Annotated in this window: 14 protein-coding genes and 1 pseudogene; 12 read left to right on the top strand and 3 right to left on the bottom strand. The window is 65.8% G+C overall.

What is annotated here, in order from left to right:
• The 4 genes from A9513_RS01830 to A9513_RS01815 all read left to right on the top strand — a co-directional run bounded on the left by A9513_RS01830 (position 1) and on the right by A9513_RS01815 (position 4,577).
• A complete protein-coding gene (locus tag A9513_RS01830; protein ID WP_024762497.1) occupies positions 1 to 819 on the top strand; it encodes a protein-glutamate O-methyltransferase CheR in 819 nt (272 codons plus the stop codon).
• The gene (locus A9513_RS01825; RefSeq protein WP_065083823.1) at positions 816 to 1,403 is read left to right on the top strand and encodes a chemotaxis protein CheB; all 588 of its coding nucleotides are present in this window, start codon (positions 816 to 818) and stop codon (positions 1,401 to 1,403) included. Before A9513_RS01830 ends, A9513_RS01825 begins: the two co-directional genes overlap by 4 nt.
• The gene (locus A9513_RS01820; protein ID WP_065083822.1) at positions 1,393 to 2,556 is read left to right on the top strand and encodes a hybrid sensor histidine kinase/response regulator; all 1,164 of its coding nucleotides are present in this window, start codon (positions 1,393 to 1,395) and stop codon (positions 2,554 to 2,556) included. Before A9513_RS01825 ends, A9513_RS01820 begins: the two co-directional genes overlap by 11 nt.
• Positions 2,557 to 2,630: 74 nt before the next feature.
• Positions 2,631 to 4,577, top strand: a complete 1,947-nt coding sequence (locus A9513_RS01815; RefSeq protein ID WP_065083821.1) for a PAS domain-containing sensor histidine kinase — start codon at positions 2,631 to 2,633, stop codon at positions 4,575 to 4,577.
• Positions 4,578 to 4,882: 305 nt separating this feature from the next.
• Here A9513_RS01815 and A9513_RS01810 read toward each other — a convergent pair whose 3' ends face one another.
• Entirely contained in the window at positions 4,883 to 5,227 is a 345-nt protein-coding gene (locus A9513_RS01810) for a hypothetical protein (protein ID WP_065083820.1), read from the bottom strand.
• Between the two features lie 269 nt (positions 5,228 to 5,496).
• Between A9513_RS01810 and A9513_RS01805 the strand changes: the two genes are divergently transcribed.
• Genes A9513_RS01805 through A9513_RS01795 form a run of 3 tightly spaced genes read left to right on the top strand, consistent with a single transcriptional unit; the run spans position 5,497 to position 9,606 of the window.
• Positions 5,497 to 7,044, top strand: a complete 1,548-nt coding sequence (locus A9513_RS01805; protein WP_037013556.1) for an AMP-binding protein — start codon at positions 5,497 to 5,499, stop codon at positions 7,042 to 7,044.
• Between the two features lie 5 nt (positions 7,045 to 7,049).
• Positions 7,050 to 8,267: an acyl-CoA dehydrogenase family protein gene (locus A9513_RS01800; protein WP_200890618.1), complete on the top strand. Its 1,218-nt coding sequence runs from the start codon at positions 7,050 to 7,052 to the stop codon at positions 8,265 to 8,267.
• A 52-nt stretch (positions 8,268 to 8,319) separates the two neighbouring features.
• A complete protein-coding gene (locus A9513_RS01795; protein ID WP_024762503.1) occupies positions 8,320 to 9,606 on the top strand; it encodes an MFS transporter in 1,287 nt (428 codons plus the stop codon).
• A 19-nt stretch (positions 9,607 to 9,625) separates the two neighbouring features.
• On the opposite strand, the gene A9513_RS01790 is transcribed toward A9513_RS01795, so the two are convergent.
• Positions 9,626 to 10,573: a LysR family transcriptional regulator gene (locus tag A9513_RS01790; RefSeq protein WP_037013558.1), complete on the bottom strand. Its 948-nt coding sequence runs from the start codon at positions 10,571 to 10,573 to the stop codon at positions 9,626 to 9,628.
• A gap of 294 nt (positions 10,574 to 10,867) precedes the next feature.
• Here A9513_RS01790 and A9513_RS01785 point away from each other — a divergent pair, with 294 nt between their 5' ends.
• From A9513_RS01785 to A9513_RS01765, 5 genes and pseudogenes are all read left to right on the top strand, one after another.
• Positions 10,868 to 12,718: a DUF1302 domain-containing protein gene (locus A9513_RS01785; RefSeq protein ID WP_024762505.1), complete on the top strand. Its 1,851-nt coding sequence runs from the start codon at positions 10,868 to 10,870 to the stop codon at positions 12,716 to 12,718.
• Positions 12,719 to 12,789: 71 nt separating this feature from the next.
• On the top strand, positions 12,790 to 14,106 hold the full coding sequence (locus A9513_RS01780) for a DUF1329 domain-containing protein (RefSeq protein ID WP_065083833.1): 1,317 nt from the start codon (positions 12,790 to 12,792) through the stop codon (positions 14,104 to 14,106).
• 27 nt (positions 14,107 to 14,133) lie between these two features.
• A pseudogene (locus A9513_RS01775) lies at positions 14,134 to 14,498 on the top strand (YidH family protein).
• Positions 14,495 to 14,815, top strand: a complete 321-nt coding sequence (locus tag A9513_RS01770) for a DUF202 domain-containing protein (RefSeq protein ID WP_065083819.1) — start codon at positions 14,495 to 14,497, stop codon at positions 14,813 to 14,815. The pseudogene A9513_RS01775 and the gene A9513_RS01770 overlap by 4 nt, the downstream one beginning before the upstream one ends.
• A 2-nt stretch (positions 14,816 to 14,817) precedes the next feature.
• Entirely contained in the window at positions 14,818 to 15,714 is an 897-nt protein-coding gene (locus A9513_RS01765; protein WP_052239074.1) for a LysR family transcriptional regulator, read from the top strand.
• Here the strand turns inward: A9513_RS01765 and A9513_RS01760 are convergent.
• Positions 15,711 to 17,282: a diguanylate cyclase gene (locus A9513_RS01760; protein WP_037013564.1), complete on the bottom strand. Its 1,572-nt coding sequence runs from the start codon at positions 17,280 to 17,282 to the stop codon at positions 15,711 to 15,713. The two genes, A9513_RS01765 and A9513_RS01760, sit on opposite strands and share 4 nt — an antisense overlap.
• Positions 17,283 to 17,591: the final 309 nt, after the last annotated feature.

Here is a 17,591-nt window from a genome sequence, read left to right as displayed (position 1 = left end):
ATGCCTGATCGCAGCCAGGACATCGAGCTGCGCCTCCTCATCGAGGCGATCTACCTGAAGTACAGCTACGACTTCCGGGACTACTCCGGCACCTCGCTCAAGCGCCGGGTGCTGCATGCCACCCAACTGTTCGAGTGCCGCAGTATCTCGGCGTTGCAGGAGCGCATCCTGCACGACCCGCATGCATTCCACGAGCTGCTGCAGTACCTCACCATCTCGGTGAGCGAGATGTTCCGCGACCCCAGCTACTTCCTCGCGCTGCGCCAGGAGGTGGTGCCGGTGCTGCGCACCTATCCGTCGCTGCGCCTGTGGGTGGCCGGTTGCAGCACGGGTGAGGAGGTCCATTCGCTGGCCATCCTCCTGCATGAAGAGGGGCTGCTGGAGCGCACGCTGATCTACGCCACCGACATCAATCCGCGCTCGCTGGAGCAGGCGCGGCGGGGTATCTACTCAGTGGACGACCTGGCGCAGGCCAGCGCGAACTATCGCGCCGCCGGCGGCAAGGGCTCGCTCTCGGACTACTACACGGCGGCCTACGACGGCGCGCTGTTCGACAAGATGCTGCGGGCCAACGTGACCTTCGCCGACCACAGCCTGGCGACCGATAGCGTGTTCTCCGAGACGCACCTGATTTCCTGCCGCAACGTGCTGATCTATTTCAACCGGCAGTTGCAGAACCGCGCCATCGGCCTGTTCCACGAATCGCTGTGCCACCGCGGCTTCCTCGGCCTGGGCAGCAAGGAAAGCCTGGACTTCACCGACTTCGCCTCGGAGTTCGAGGTGGTGAACCGCCGCGAACGGGTGTTCCGCAAGCGATGAACACGCAACGAGCTGTGCGGGCCGTGGTCATCGGTGCCTCCGCGGGCGGCGTGGATGCCTTGTTCCAGTTGTTTGACGGCTTGCCGGCGGACTTTGCCCTACCCATGGTGGTGGTTCTGCACTTGCCCGAGAGCCACGAGAGCCAGTTGGTCGAGCTGTTCGCCCGGCGCCTGGAGATTCCGGTGCGCGAGGCACACGACAAGGCACCGATTGAGGCGGGAACGCTGTACTTCGCCGCGGCGGGTTACCACCTGTCCATCGAGCGGGATTTCACCTTTGCCCTGAGCCGCGAGGCGCCGCGGAACTTCTCCCGGCCCGCGATCGACATCCTCTTCGACTCGGCGGCGGATGCCTACCGCGGCGCGCTGGCCGGCATCCTGCTGACCGGCGCCAACCAGGATGGCGCCGAAGGCCTTGCGCACATCCACCGCGAGGGCGGTCTCAGCATCGTCCAGGACCCGGCCGAAGCCGCCGTGTCCACCATGCCGGAAGCGGCCATTGCACTGCACGCCCCGGACTACATTCTCCCTTTGCGCGAGATTCACGCGCTCCTGCTCCGAATGGGCCCCCGACATGCTGCGTAACCAGGGAAGCAAACTGCTGATCGTCGACGACCTGCCGGAGAATCTGCTGGCACTGGAAGCGTTGATCAAGGGCGAGGGCCGTGAGGTGTTCAAGGCCTCCTCGGCGGACGAGGCGCTGTCGCTGCTGCTGGAACATGAGTTCGCCCTGGCGCTGCTGGACGTGCAGATGCCCGGCATGGACGGCTTCGCCCTGGCCGAGCTGATGCGGGGCACCGAGCGCACCAAGAACATTCCCATCGTCTTCGTCACTGCCGCCGGGCGCGAGCTGAACTACGCCTTCAAGGGCTATGAAAGCGGCGCGGTGGACTTCCTCTACAAGCCGCTGGACAACCACGCGGTGCGCAGCAAGGTGAACGTCTTCGTCGACCTCTACCGCCAGCGCAAGGTACTGGAGCAGGCACGTGCCGAACAGGACGCGCTGCTTGCGGAGCTGCGCGAGACCCAGGTGGAGCTGCAGCGCGCGGTGAAGATGCGCGATGACTTCATGTCCATCGTCTCCCACGAGCTGCGCACGCCGCTCAATGGTCTGATGCTGGATACCCAGCTGCGCCGGTTGCAGCTGGCCAAGGGCAAGCTGGAGCACTTCGCCCAGGATCGCCTGGGTGTGCTCTTCGAGCGCGACGAGCGCCAACTGGTCGGCCTGACCCGGCTGATCGAGGACATGCTCGACGTCTCGCGCATTCGCACCGGCAAGCTGTCGATCCGCCCGGAAGCGGCTGATCTCGCCGACATTGCCCGCCGCGTGCTGGGCAATTTTGCCATCCAGGCCCAGGCTGTCGGCTGCGATTTGAGCCTGAGCGCGCTGGAGCGGGTAGAGGGTGTGTGGGACGCGTACCGTATCGAGCAGGTGATCAGCAATCTGGTCAGCAATGCCCTGCGTTATGGCCCCGGCCAGCCGGTCGAGGTGACGGTTGCGGTATACGGGGGCCAGGCACAGCTTTGCGTACGCGACCACGGCGATGGCATCAGCGCCGAGGAGCAGCGTCGCATCTTCCAGCAGTTCGAGCGCGGCGCCGGCGCAACCCGCGTCGCCGGATTGGGGCTTGGGCTCTTCATTTCCGAACAGATCGTCCAGGCCCACGGCGGCCGCATCGAGGTGCGCAGCGAGCCGGGGCAGGGGGCGGAGTTCTGCGTCTACCTGCCGTTGGATTGAGCGCCGTCCGGCGGCATTCGAAGTGACGTGCCTGAGCCTATGCTTTGCTCCAATGAGCCAAGAGAGCAGATTTCATGCCCGAAAAGACTGCCAGCACCGCCCAACTCGTCGAAGACGCACGCTACCGCCTACTGGTCGAGGCGGTAACCGACTATGCCATCTATATGCTCGACCCCGATGGTCGGGTCAGTAGCTGGAGCTCCGGTGCTCAGCGGCTGAAGGGCTACGCCGCCGATGAAATCCTCGGCGAGCATTTCTCGCGGTTCTATACGCCCACTGATCGCGAGGCCGGCCTGCCCGAGCGGGCACTGGGCGAAGCGGCGCGGGTCGGCCGTTACGAGAGCGAAGGTTGGCGCCTGCACCGCGATGGCAGTTCGTTCTGGGCCCACGTCGTGATCGACGCCATCCGCAGCAGCGAAGGCGAGTTGCTGGGCTTTGCCAAGATCACCCGTGACCGCACCGAACAGCATGAGACGGAGCTGGCCCTGCGGCGCAGCGAGCAGCAGTTCCGCCTGCTGGTCAATGGCGTGACCGACTATGCCCTGTACATGCTCGATGCCGAGGGCAATGTCACCAGCTGGAACTCCGGAGCCGAACGAATCAAGGGCTACCATCCGGAGGAAATCATCGGCCGCCGCTTCGATTGCTTCTACTGCGACGAGGACCGCCAGGCCGGCGTCCCGCGGGCCAGCCTGGATACTGCACTGGCCGAGGGGCGCTACGAGGAAGAGCGCTTGCAGATGCGCAAGGACGGCTCGCGCTTCTGGGCCAATATCGTCATTGATCCGGTGTTCGACGACACCGGCAAGCTGCTGGGGTATGCCAAGATCACCCGCGACATCACCGACAAGCGCCGCGCCCAGGAAGAACTGGAGCGCGCTCGCGATGAGCTGATCCAGTCGCAGAAGATGGAGTCCCTGGGCCAGCTTACCGGTGGCGTCGCCCACGACTTTAATAACCTGCTGACGGTGATCCTCGGCGGTCTTCAACTGCTCGAACGGCAGTTACCGAAGGATAATGAGAAGATCCAGACCATCTGGCGCAATGCCCTGGAGGCGACTCGCCGTGGCGCCCAGCTGACGCAGCGGATGCTGGCGTTCGCCCGCAAGCAGCGGCTGTTCCCGCAGCCGATCCAACTGCCGGCGCTGCTGCAGGACATGAGCGAACTGCTGGTCAGCTCCCTGGGCCCGACCATCAGCCTGGAGACCCGCTTTCCGCTTCAGCTGGACTGCGTGATGAGCGACCAGAACCAGCTGGAGCTGGCGATCATCAACCTGGCCACCAACGCTCGGGACGCCATGCCAGGCGGTGGCCGCATCACCTTTTCGGCACGCAACGCCCTCGTCGGGCCGCAGCAGAGCGGCAAGCTGGCGCCGGGGGAGTACGTGTGCCTGGCTGTGACCGACTCGGGACAGGGCATGGACGAGGATACCCTGCGTCGCGCCGCCGAGCCTTTCTTCACCACCAAGCCCACCGGCAAGGGCACCGGGCTGGGGTTGTCCATCGTCCACGGCCTGGCGCAGCAGCAGGATGGAGCGCTGCTGCTGCGCAGTACGCCGGGGCAGGGCACTACGGCGGAAATCTGGTTGCCGGCGGTGAAGCCGAAGGCGGGGCTGGAGGTGGCGGAGGACCCGCAAACGGTCGTGCGGGCCGAACCGAACGAACCATTGGCGCTGCGAGTGCTGGTGGTGGATGACGATGCGCTGGTCCTGGCCGGCACCAGCGCGTTATTGGCCGACCTCGGCTGCATGGCGGCGCGAACCGACTCGGCGCGAGCGGCCCTGCAGTTGCTGGAGCAATCGGCGTTCGATTTGATGATCACCGACTTCGCCATGCCGGACATGGACGGCATGCTGCTGATACAGCAGGTGCGCCAGTCCTATCCAGAGCTGACCTGCGTGCTCACCACTGGCTACGCCGGACGGGTGGATACCCTGGCCGACTCGTTGCTGAGCCTGCCCAAGCCGTTCGATCGCGATCAGTTGCTGGCACTGCTGTTGCGAGTGAAAAGCGGCGGGTAGAAAAAGCGAACCTCCCAGTCCCGGGCGCAGCCCAATAGGGACTGCCAATGCTCAGGAGGTTCTGTCATGCACGCCCACTCGTATGCCCAGCGACCGGAGCCACAGGAAGCTCCGCCCGACCGTGAGAGCCAGATTCCCGAGGACTTTCCCGAGGAGGTGCCGATGCAGCAGCCTCCGGAGGAGCCGGTACCCCGGCCGGAGCAATAGCCGCCTGCTGCGCCCCTACGGGAGCGCGCCATACCTGTGCGCATGGCGCGCTTCTTCTGCTCAGGTGCTCAGGACGATAGCTGTGTGCGTAATCGAGGTCAGTGCCGTGTCGGCCGGCGTTTCGGACGCAGGCCTTCGGCGACCTCCACCTCGATCAGCGAGCCGGGGTCTTCATTGCCCGGGTCATTGATGCCGGGCTCGGCCATGGCAGAGTCCAGGCTGCCCTGGGGCATCAGGCCTTCGCTGCGGTCGCGGAGGTCGAGCAGCGGCAGCAGATCGTCGTGGAATTCCTGCTGCTGCGTCTCGGAAAGCGCGGCGAAACCGTGGTTGAGGATATAGCGGGCGAGGACTTCCTGACGGCTGTCAGCCACCAGCGCGCCTTCGTCGAGCAGGCGACGAAGGCCCTCTGTGCGCTCAAGATCGCGGTGTTCGTTGCAGCCCATCGTTCGCACCTCCCAGATCGGTTCCAGCGCGAGTGGTTAAGCGTGTGCGGCTCGGTATGAGCACTGGCAGTCGGCGATATCTTTGTGGCTGCCTGATCGGAAGACCGGCGCCGGGCGCGGCCGTTCGCGGCGAGGGACGAACGGTCCCGGTCCTGCACGCCAGGCTGCCATCGCATTCCGGCATGGCCGGCATCGACCTATGGTATTGGCCGGACGCGGCGCGCGGCTCTTAGCATCTCGGATGTCTTCCCCGACAACGAGAACAACAAGTGGATCTGGGTAAAATCCTGCGCCGTAGCGCGCTTTACTGGCCTGACCGCGAAGCCGTGGTCGATTCGCGCCAACGCATCACCTTCGCCGACCTCGAACGCCGCACCAACCGACTGGCCTCGGGCCTGCTGGCGCTGGGGCTGGAGTCGGGCGCCCATGTGGCGATCCTGGCGCTCAACCGTGTCGAACTGGTGGAGGCGGAGATCGCCTTCTACAAGACCGCCATGGTCAAGGTGCCGATCAATGCGCGCCTGGCTGCCGATGAAGTCCTCAGCGTGCTGAAGGATTCGCGCAGCCAGGCGGTGATCGCCGATGCGACCTTCGCCCGGCTGATCGACCAGCGACGCGCCGAGCTGCCGGACCTGCAGCTGATAGTTCCGCTGGCGGACGAGGGGGGCGACGTGCCCTACGAGCAGGTCCTCGAGCGAGGCTCGGAGGCTCCCATCAGCTGCGACCCCGCCGACGACGCCCTGGCCGTGCTGCACTACACCTCCGGCAGCTCCGGCGTGCTCAAGGCCGCCATGCTCAGCGTCGGCAACCGCAAGGCGCTGGTGCGCAAGAGCATCGCCAGCCCCACCGGTCGCTCCGGCCCTGGTGACGTGATGGCCCACGTCGGCCCGATCACCCACGCCAGCGGCATGCAGATCCTGCCGCTGCTGGCCGCCGGTGCCTGCAACCTGCTGGTGGAGCGTTACGACGACCGCCTGCTGCTGGAGACCATTGAGCGCGAACGGGTTACCCGTCTGTTCCTGGTGCCGGCAATGATCAACCGCCTGGTGAACTTCCCTGCTGTGGAAACCTACGACCTGAGCAGCCTGCGCCTGGTGATGTACGGCGCTGCTCCTATGGCACCGGCGTTGGTGCGACGTGCCATGCAGGTGTTCGGACCGATCCTCGCCCAGGGCTACGGCGCTGGCGAGACCTGCTCACTGGTTACCGTGCTCACCGAACAGGACCACATCGCCGCGCTGGATGACCCCAAACGTCTGGCTTCCTGCGGACGCTGTTACTTCGACACCGACCTGCGGGTGGTCAACGAGGACTTCGAGGACGTGAAGGCCGGCGAGATCGGCGAGATCGTCGTGCGCGGGCCGGACATCATGCAGGGCTACTGGCAGGCGCCGGAGCTGACCGCCGAGGTCATGCGCGACGGCTACTACCTCACCGGCGATCTCGCCACGGTGGATGAGCACGGCTACGTGTTCATCGTCGACCGCAAGAAGGAAATGATCATCTCCGGCGGCTTCAACATCTACCCGACCGAAGTGGAGCAGGTGCTCTACAGCCTGCCGGAAATCTTCGAGGCGGCGGTGGTTGGCGTACCTGATGAGCAATGGGGCGAGGCGATCAAGGCGGTGGTGGTGCTCAAGCCTGGCATGCAGCTGGACGAGGCACGGATCATCGAGCTGTGCGCCGCGCAGCTGGCCGGCTTCAAGAAGCCGCGCAGCGTGGACTTCGTCGGCGAACTGCCGAAGAACCCCAACGGCAAGATCGTGCGCCGCCTGGTGCGCGAGCCCTACTGGCAGAACCAGGATCGGCGGATCTGAGGAAAATGACCATGCAAGCTGACTCTCTGCAAACGAGCTCCGTGCACGCGAGCTATCCGGGTATTCAGCCCAGCGCCAAAGCGCAGGCGATCATCGACGATCTGCGCGGCTTCCTGCGCGAAGAGCTGCAGCCGCTGGAGCAGCGCGAAGGCATCCGCTTTGGCGAAAAGCACTCCCGCGAGCTGCTGCGCAATCTGTGGAAGCGCTCCTGCGAGCGCGGCTTTTACAACATCATGCTGCCCGAAGAGCTTGGCGGCGCCGGCCTGGGTATCGCCGACCTGTGCGCAGTGAAGGAAGCCGCTGCCAGCAGCGGCGCGGTGCTGGCCGCCCATGTGCTGGGCGAGCTGAGCGGCCCGCCGCGAGTCGGCCACCTGTTCCGCGTGGCCAGCGAGGAGCAGATCGAGCACTTCCTGCGCCCGGTGTGCCGTGCCGAGAAGGCCGTGTGTTTCGCCCTGACCGAGGCTGAGGCTGGCTCCGACGCCACGGCGATCAGGACCAGCGCGCGTCTGGAGGGTGATCACTACGTACTGGACGGCGCCAAGCGCTACATCTCCGGCGCGCCCTACGCGGACTTCGCCGTGCTGCTGGCGGTGACCGGGCCGGGCAAAGGCGCGGAAGGCATCTCGGCATTCTTTGTCGATCTGTCGGCGCCGGGGGCGAAGGTGGTTTCCGACTATCAGGCGATGTCCGGCCCCGGTACCCACGGTGACATCCTCCTCGAAGGGGTGAAGGTGCCGGTGGCGCACCGCATCGGCGCGGAAGGCAAGGGATTCAAGCTGGCCATGGGGCGCATCACCCTGAACCGCCTGCTGCATTGCGCGACCATGCTCGGCATGGCCGAGCTGGCGCTGAACCTGTCGGTGGATTACGCGCGCTCGCGGGTGCAGTTCGGCCGACCGATCGGCATGTTCCAGGCGGTCAGCCACATGATCGCTGACATGGCCACAGAGCTGTATGCCGCGCGCAGCATGATGTACGCCACGGCGGCCAGCTACGACGGGGGCGGTGACATCCGCACCCAGTCGTCGATGTGCAAGGTGTTCAGCTCGGAAACCGCCTTCCGCATTGCCGACCGCGCAGTGCAGGTGCATGGCGGAGCCGGGTTGATCAATGGCCATCCGGTGGAGTGGCTGTTCCGCGCGACCCGTATGATGCGCATCCTCACCGGCACCAGTGAAATCCAGCGCAACACCATCGCCAAGGGCATCCTGATGCCCGACTGATCGGCGGGACACTCAGGCACTGCACCCGACAAGAACAAGAGAGATAAGCGACATGCAAGATTCTTCTGCTAAAGAGCATGCCTACCAGCCCCGCCGGGCCTGGACGGTCGCCTTCCTGCTGGCGGCAATGATGCTGGTGAACTTTCTCGACAAGGTGGTCACCGGCCTGGTGGCGGTGCCGATGATGAAGGAGCTGGACCTGACGCCAGCGGAGTTCGGCCTGGTCGGCGGCAGCCTGCACTGGCTGTTCTCCCTCTCCGCGGTGGTCGGTGGCTTCCTCGCCAACCGCCGCTCCACCCGCTGGCTGTTGCTGGGCATGGGCGCCTTCTGGGCGCTGGTGCAGTTGCCGATGCTCTATGCCACTTCGCTATGGACGCTGGTGGCCTGCCGGGTGCTGCTCGGTGTGGGCGAGGGGCCGGCTTCGCCGGTCGCCACCCATGCGCTGTACAAGTGGTTCCCGGACGAGCGCCGCAGCCTGCCGGTCGCGCTGCTGCACTCGGGCAGCGCAATGGGCCTGCTGATCGCCGGGCTGATGATCCCGTGGGTCAGCACCCATTACGGCTGGCGCAGCAACTTCGCCGTGCTGGCGGTGCTCGGGCTGGCGTGGTGCGTGGCCTGGCTCCTGCTCGGTAGCGAAGGCCAATTGGCCGATGGGAAACGCAGCGGGCAGGGCGCCGAACGCTTGCCTTACCGCCGTCTGCTGGGCGACAGCACGGTGCTGGCCAACTATTTCTGCCACTTCGCCGCCAACTGGTCGCTGGCGCTGACACTGACCTGGGTGCCGGCCTACCTGGAGAGCGGCCTGGGCCTGAGCGCGATGAACGCCGGGCGGCTGTTTGGCCTGTTCGTGCTGGTGACCATGCCGCTGAGCCTGTTCATGGCGTGGCTGTCGCAGCGCCTGTTGCGCGCCGGGTTGTCGTCGCGGGTGGCCAGGGGCGTATTCGTCTCGGCTTGCCTGATGGCCAGCGGCGTGCTGTCCATCAGCCTGCTGGCGGACCTGCCGGTGGCGCTGCGCATGACCTACATGACCCTCAGCGGCGGCCTGGCGCTGGTAATGTACTCCGTGGGCCCGGCGATGCTTGCCGAAGTCACGCCCACCGCGCAGCGCGGCAGCATCCTGGCTATCGGCAATGCCTTCGCCTCGCTGGCGGGGCTGAGCGCGCCCATCGTCACCGGCTTCCTGGTACAACGCTCCGGTGGCCTGGATGGAGCAGGTTACGCCCACGGTTTTGCGGTCAGCGGAGTGCTGCTGGTGGTGGCGGGACTGGTCGGCCTGGCCTGGCTGCGCCCGCAGCGTTCGCGGGCGCAGTTGTCGATGGCGTTGCTCAGCCCCAGCTGAGCTTCCCCGCGTATCGCGGTCAATCGAGGAGATTGACCGCCGGCAGAGGCGAGCGCGCGATCAGCTCGCCTTTCCACGCTCCGCTGGCCACCGCTTCCACCAGCAGCTCGCGCACCAGGTCATGCACGCAGGACGCCGCGAAGCTCAGCGGCTTGTGCGCCGAGTGGGCGATGGAAACGGTGCGCTCGATCTGCGGCTCGACGATGCGCCGAGCCAGCGGCTGCGAAGCCACCTCGATGGGCGGCCAGTTGCTGATGGTCGCCGCCAGCCCGCTGACCACCAGGCCGGTGATTCCCACGGCGGACTGCTGCTCGTACTTCACATTCAGCTCGACCCCGGCTGACATCGCCGCCTGCTCGATACGCCGGCGCAGGTGCATGCTGCGCGGCGGCATCACCAGCGGCTGGCTGAGCGCCTCGGCCAGGGTCACGGTGTCGCCTTCGCTGGCCAGCGGCAGGCGTCCGACCCAGTAGAGCTGCTCGACGAAGATCGGCTCGGCAATGACGCCCTCCAGCTCCTCGGCGTTGGGCACGATGCCGAAATCCACCTTGCCCAGCTCGATGGCTTCACCACCTTCCTTGCTCAGGCCGTCGCGCACCACAAGGTCGATGCCGGCGAACTTCTCCTGCACACGGCGGATGATCGTCGGCAGCAGCAGGGCAGAGGTGGTCACTGGAATCGCCACCGACACCCTCCCGCGCGGATCGCCGCGGCTGGACATCAGCTCGTCCTTCACCGAATCGATCTTCTGCACCACCGAGCGGGCCACCTCATAGAGGCGCCGGCCGGCATCGGTGAGATCAACGCCGTCGTGCTGGCGCAGCAGCAACTGCACTTCCAGCTCACTCTCCAGCATGCCGATCTGCCGGCTCAGCGCCGGCTGGGCGATATACGCCTTGCGGGCGGCGGCGGAGAAGCTGCCGGCTTCGGCGATGGCGATCAGGTAACGCAACTGCTTGAGGGTCATCGTCGTGCCTTTCCGGCCATGCCGGTTTGTTATGGGGCCCATCTGAAGACGATATTTGTTCGTCGTCCGGCGGCTATTTAGTATCGACTCATCCGCGCAGATCAAGGGACGGTAACGATAAGAAAACAATTTCGGAAGTATCCTGAAAGTTCATTCGAAGAATAATTCTTCTCTTCAAAATATCCATATAATTCAATCATCTGAGATCGATAGTTCATGTTGCCTCATGTGCTTTCGAGGATGAATTTGTATTGCCTGCAGATCGCTCGAACAAGAATAAAGAGGATAAGAGTGATGACGCCGAAAGTTCGCATCATGGTGCGAGGTTCATGGCTATTGGTCGCAACTTGCGCCTGCCATCCCGCCTGGGGTTTCACCTTCGACATCGGGGAAATCCAGGGCCAGCTCGACTCCGCGCTGTCGCTGGGCGCGAGCCTGTCCACCCACAACCCGGAACAGCGCCTGATGCGCAGCGCCTCGGGCGATGACGGCCGTCGCAACTATCGCGCAGGCGACGTGTTCTCGAAGATCTTCAAGGGCCGCCATGACCTGGAGCTGAAATACGGCGACAGCGGTGTGTTCCTGCGCGGCAGCTACTGGTACGACTACGCCTTGCGTGACGAGAGCCAGCGCTTCAAGGACGTCGAGGACAACGGACGCAAGAACGCCAACAAATCCGCCGGCTTCGAGTTGCTCGATGCCTTCGTCTACCACAACTTCCAGATCGCCGATGAGCCGGGTTCGGTGCGCCTGGGCAAGCAGGTGGTGAACTGGGGTGAAAGCACTTTCATCCAGGGCGGCCTGAACGTGGTCAACCCGACCAACCTGTCGGCTATCCGCCGGCCAGGCTCGGAGGTGAAGGACGCACTGGTGCCGGTGAACCTGTTCTACGTGACGCAGAACCTCAGCGAGAACCTCTCCGCCGACTTTTTCTACCAGTTGGACTGGGAACAGACCAACCTGGACAACTGCGGCACCTTCTTCTCCAACAATGACTACATCCCCGATGGCTGCTCCGGCCTGGACGTGGGCAGGAATCTCAGCGGCAACGCCGCCGCGGTGCGTGCGCTGACGCCGTTCGGCGTGGACCTGACCAGCGAAGGCATCCGCCTGCAGCGTGCCGCCGACCAGGATGCGCGCAACAGCGGGCAGTGGGGCCTGTCGCTGCACTGGTTCGTACCGGCGCTGGACACCGAATTCGGCGTCTACGCCGCCAACTACCATAGCCGCCTGCCATACACCGGCTCGATCAGCAGCCCGTACCTGACCAACACCGACTTCGTGCCGCAGCTCTGCGGCAACCTCGGTCTGTCCGGAGCGGCCTGCAACGGCCTGATGAACAGCAGCGCCGGCAAGACGCTGACCGATGCACTGCGCATGGGCACTTCCAGCTACTTCGTCGAGTACCCCGAAGACATCCGCCTGTACGGCCTGACCTTCGCCACCACGTTGTCCAGTGGGACTGCACTGCAGGGCGAGTTGAGCTACCGGCCGAACCTGCCGCTGCAGTTCAACGGCCCTGACCTGATCCAGTCCGGCCTCGGCGATCCGTCGCGCACGCCGTTGTACAACAGCGGTGTCGTGGCTTACGCCGACAGCAACGCCACCGACGGCTACCGCCGCAAGGAAGTGACCCAGGCGCAGATGACCGCCACCCAGAGCGTCAGCCAGGTCATGGGCGCCGATCAGCTGGTGCTGGTGGGCGAGGTGGGCGCCACCTTCGTCGGCGGCCTGGAAGGCAACGGTGGCCCGCGCTATGGGCGCAACAGCACCTTCGGCTCCGGCGAACTGGCCAACAACGCGGTGTGCATCGCCAACTCGGCTACACCAGAGAACTGCAACAACGACGGCTTCGTCACGTCCTTCTCCTGGGGCTACCGCGCCCGCGCGATCTGGAGCTACGCCAATGCCATCGCCGGCATCGACCTCAAGCCGGGGATTTCCTGGTCCCACGATGTGAAGGGCTACGCGCCGGCGGAAGTCTCGGGCTTCAACGAGGGCGCCAAAGCCATCGGCCTGTCGCTGGATGCGGACTTCAACAGCACCTACAACGCCGGCATTTCCTACACCAACTACATCGATGGCGACTACGGCATTCGCGGTGACCGCGACTTCGTCTCGCTGTCGGTCGGCATCAACTTCTAAGCGGAGCCTGCCTCTTGAAACGCTTCCATTCTGTGTTATCGGCCATCCTCCTGGCCCAGGGCTCGGCCCTCGTGCTCCAGGAGGCCTGTGCCGCCGTCTCGGCCGGAGACGCCGCCAAGCTGCAAGTCTCCCTGACCCCCATCGGCGCCGAGCGTGCCGCCAGTACCGACGGCAGGATTCCGGCCTGGCAGGGCGGGCTATCCGGCGACGGCCTGAAGATCCAGGGCAACGGGACGCCGGCCGACCCTTATGCCGCGGACAGGCCGCTGTTCACCATCGATGCGAGCAACTACGAGCAGTACCAGGCCAACCTCAGCGCCGGGCAGATTGCACTGCTCAAGCGCTATCCCGGCCAGTACAAGCTGCCGGTGTACCCCAGCCGCCGCAGCGCGGGCGTCTCCGGGCAGGTGAAAGGCTGGGCTGCGCACAACGCCACTGGCGCCAGACTGGTGAACGACGGCAATGGCATCGAAGGTTTCCACGGTGCGGTGGCCTTTCCGATCCCGCAGAACGGCCTGGAAGCGATCTGGAACCACATCACCCGCTATCGCGGCGGAAGTCTGTTGTCGGTCAACGACAGCGCAGCGCCCCAGGCGAGCGGCGACTATGTAATCACCACCACCGAGCAGCGCTTCACCATGGCCGATCAGGTCAGCAACTACGAGCCGGGCAAGGTGGACAACATGTTGTTCTACTACAGCCACCGCATCACCGCGCCCTCGCGCCAGGTGGGCGAGGTGGTGCTGGTCCACGAGACTCTGGACCAAGTGAAGCAGCCGCGCCTGTCCTGGGTCTACAGCTCCGGCCAGCGCCGCGTGCGCCGCGCACCGGACAACGCCTACGACGCCGCCGGACCGACCACCGCCGGCCTGCGCACCGCCGACAGCCGCGACATGTACAACGGCGCGCCGGATCGCTACGACTGGAAGCTGATCGGCAAGAAGGAGCTTTTCATTCCCTACAACAGCTACCGCCTGGCCTCGCCGAGCCTGAAGTATGCAGACTTTCTCAAGCCCGGCGTGATCGACTCCGCGCCGACCCGCTACGAGCTGCACCGTGTCTGGGAAGTGGAGGCGACGCTGAAACCGGGCGCGCGGCACATCTACTCCAAGCGCCGCTTCTACCTCGACGAGGACAGCTGGACCGTGGTGGAGAACGATCAGTATGACAGCCGTGGCGAGCTCTGGCGGATCGGCGAGAACCACACCTTCTACCGCCCGGACGCGCAGGTGCTGTTGTCCGCCGCGCAGGTGTTCTACGACCTGCAGGCCGGGCGCTACATCGCCTCGAACATGAGCAACGAGCAGCCGCGGGGCTATGACTTCGGTTTCCGCGCCACCACCTCGGATTACTCGCCCGGCGCCTTGCGCGGACTGGGTATCCGCTGATGGGCGAGCACCAGTGAGCCTTCATTCATGAAGGGCGGCCGCAGCCGCCTGGCCGACCGCCTGCTGGGCGGCGGCCAGGAACCGGACCCGCGTTTCAGCCTGGCCAACGAGCGCACCTTCCTGGCCTGGATTCGCACCTCCCTGGCGCTGCTGGCGGGCGCCGTCGCGGTGGACGCATTCATCGGCCCCGCTCTGACGGGATCCTCGCGAACCTTCCTGGCGCTGCTGCTGGCTTGTCTCGGCCTACTGACCGCCGGGGCCGCCGGATTGCGCTGTTTGGCGTGGAGCGCGCACTGCGCCATGGCCGGCCCTTGCCGGTGCCGCTGCTGGTGCCGCTGCTCGCACTGACCTGTGTCGTACTGGCTGCCGGGCTGATCGGCTTCCGGCAATGAGCCGCGATAACGGATTGCAGGCCGAGCGCACCACGCTGGCCTGGATGCGAACCTTGCTGCTTCTGCTGGTGCTGGCGGCGATGGTGCTGCGGCGTATCGCCGAGCTGTCCGTGCTGGCGCTGATACCCGCGGCGTTGCTGCTGGGCTGCGTGCTGGTCTGCCTGGTCGGGCAGGGCGGCCACTACCGGCGCAGTTGTCGAATGCTCGCCGGAGATCACCAGGGCGGCACCGGCTGCGCCGTGGCCTGCCTGTGTCTGGCGCTAATACTCATCGCCGGCTTGCTGCTCGGCCTGATCCTGCTGCACGACGAAACCTGACCATGCACGACCTGTACGATCTTGACCTGAACCTGCTGTCGGTCTTCGACGCAATCTACCAGCAGCGCAGCATCACCCGTGCGGCTCGACTCATGGGCCTGAGCCAGCCTGCGGTGAGCAACGCCCTGAGTCGCCTGCGCAAGCATTGCGGCGACCCGCTGTTCCTCAAGAGCCATCTGGGTGTGACGCCCACCGTGGCGGCGCACCGGCTGGCCGATCACGTGCGCCTGGCCTTCGAGAGCCTGCGCGAAGGCTGGCGTCAGGTGCCGGGGCGCGAGCCTTCCACGCCCGAACTGCGGGTCAGCTGCATCGACTGCCTGCAGCCGCTGTTCCTCGACACGGCACTGGCGCGGCTTGGCGAGAGCTGGCGGGTAACCTTCTACCAGCCGCAACGCCGCGCAGCCTTCGACGAACTGCGTGGTGGCCAGCTGGACATTCTGCTGGACATCGATCAGGTGGTGCCCTTCGGCTACGGCATCGAGCGCATCACGGTGCTGACGGACTACTACGTCTTCGCCCACGGCGCGGCGCTGGAGCAACCGCCGCAATCCCTGGTCGACTACCTGCGCCTGCCGCAGGTTCAGGTATCCGCCCGGCGCTCGGGCTTGTGTCCGGTGGACCTGCAGCTAGGCTTGCGCGGGCTGCGCCGGAACATTGCCTGCCGGGTGCAGAGCGTGCTGGCCGCGCGCGTGATGCTCGACCGGCATCCGCTGGGAGTGACTTTACCGGCGCGCATGGCCGGCATATTGGGCCTGAGCAGCCAGCCACTGCCCCTGGACGGAGCCGTGGCATTCCCCGTGGCCATCTACATCGCCCCCGGCCTGGACGATGGCGGGCGAATCGCCGGCCTGGCGCGGGCACTGGCGTCACGCCTGGCAGCGCTGGTCGTGGCAGCTTAGGTATCGTCGTTGCTGACGACGCGGTTGCGGCCGGTCTGCTTGGCGCTATACAGGCGCTGGTCGGCCTGCTTGAGCACGGCATCGGAGGAAAGCGACGTGCGGCCGCCCACGGCCACGCCGATGGACACCGTGACCTTGCCGACCTGGGGAATCAGTGTGCCGGCGACCGTTTCGCGGATACGCTCGGCGATGCTGCGGGCTGCTTCCAGGTTGGTTCCCGGCAACAGCAGGACGAATTCCTCACCTCCGGAGCGACACGCCAGGTCTTCGCTGCGGGAGGAGTCGCGCAGTACGCCGGCGACCCGCCGCAGAGCCTCGTCGCCAGCGTCATGGCCCCAACTGTCGTTGACTCGCTTGAAGTGGTCGATATCCAGCAGCAGCACTGCGTAGGACAGCCCGGACTGCTCCAGTGCTGCCAGGGCTGCGCCGAGGGCGCGGCGATTGGCCAGACCGGTGAGCGCGTCGCTCTGGGCTTCCTGGCTGAGCCGGCCGAGCTTCTGCTGCATGAGCCCTACGCCCGTCAACAGCGCCTGGCGAATGGCCGCGGCCTCGCGGTACCAGGTCCTGATGGCGCGCAGCTCGCCCGGTGTTTCCGGTGCCGACAGGCGCTCGGCGCTGTAGGCCAGTTGCCGCAGCGGTCGGGTGATCAACAGCGCGCCGCCCCAGATCAGCAGCACGCCGAGCAGGCTGGCGGGGATCAGTCCGAAGAACATGTCCTTCATCAGCAGGCCCAGCGGCGCAAGGCTCAGGTCGCGGGGCTGCTGCGCCACCACGGCCCAGTTGGCCTCAGGCACCTGGGCGTAGCCGGCGAGCATTTCCACGCCTTGGGTGTTGGGCACCTCCATTGCGCCGGTTTCCCCGCGCAACGCGGCTTCCACCGTCGGGCTTCCCTTGAGCAGCTCGCCGACGCGCTGGGCCTCGGGATGGTGCAGCAGGCGGCGGTTGGCGTCGGCGACGAAGGCATAGGTGCCCTCGTGGTGGAAGTGGCTGCCGATGATGGTGTGCAGTACGCTTTGCTTGAGGATGTAGACCGAGCCGCCGACCAGCCCGAGGTATTCGCCGGAAGGGCTGACGATGGGCTGGGAGATGAACACCACCAGGTTGCCGGCGATGGACACATACGCCTGGCTGACCACTGGCTGCTTGAGTTGCAGGGCCTGCTGCACACCCACCGAGCGCAGCGTGGTGCCGACTATCTGCAGCGAGTCAGGGTAGGCCTCCAGGACCTTGCCGTGAGCATCGACGATGGCGATGGAGTTGAAGTAAGTGTCCTGGGATTGCAGGCGCATCGCTTCGGCGCGCAACACCCCGCGATCCCCCTGATGCGTTGCGAGGATATTGGCGCTGAAGGCCAGGTTGCGCTGCGCCGAATCGATAAACTCGCTGATGCTGGAGGCGACCTTGGCGGCATAGGCGCGGTTGGCCTCCAGGGTGGTATGGATCAGCGCCGAACGTTGCACGGTATAGGCCACGACCAGGCTGTTGCCGAGGGTCGCCAGGGCGGCGAGCAGGACGAAGAGCAGGATCAGCAGCCGCAGGGTCAGCGGCTTGCGGCTCCAGCGCTTCATGCGGCCACCGCAGGTGGGCGAGGCGCACCGGGAGCTTCGACGAGGGGGCAGTTCTCTGCGCCGGGGCGCGATTTCAGGTGGCTGTCCATGGGGCCGGGCTCTGTACTGGGGCGGGCTGCCTGGTTCGTCTGTCTTCGACGGGTCGAAGTTCAGGATAGGCAGGGATGAGCCGCCAGTCACCTGTGCCGGGGCGGTTCAGCCGCCCGGGAGGGCAGCACGCCCGGCAGACAGCGCGTCACGATTGTTGGCGCAGGCGTGCGGCGTGCCTCCAAGCCTGGCTCCCATGCCCTCGACGGCAACTCTGCAGGA

The sequence above is a fragment of the Pseudomonas sp. AU12215 genome (assembly GCF_001675465.2).
Classification (GTDB): Bacteria; Pseudomonadota; Gammaproteobacteria; order Pseudomonadales; family Pseudomonadaceae; genus Pseudomonas; species Pseudomonas nitroreducens.
This window is presented reverse-complemented; position numbering and strand designations above follow the sequence as displayed.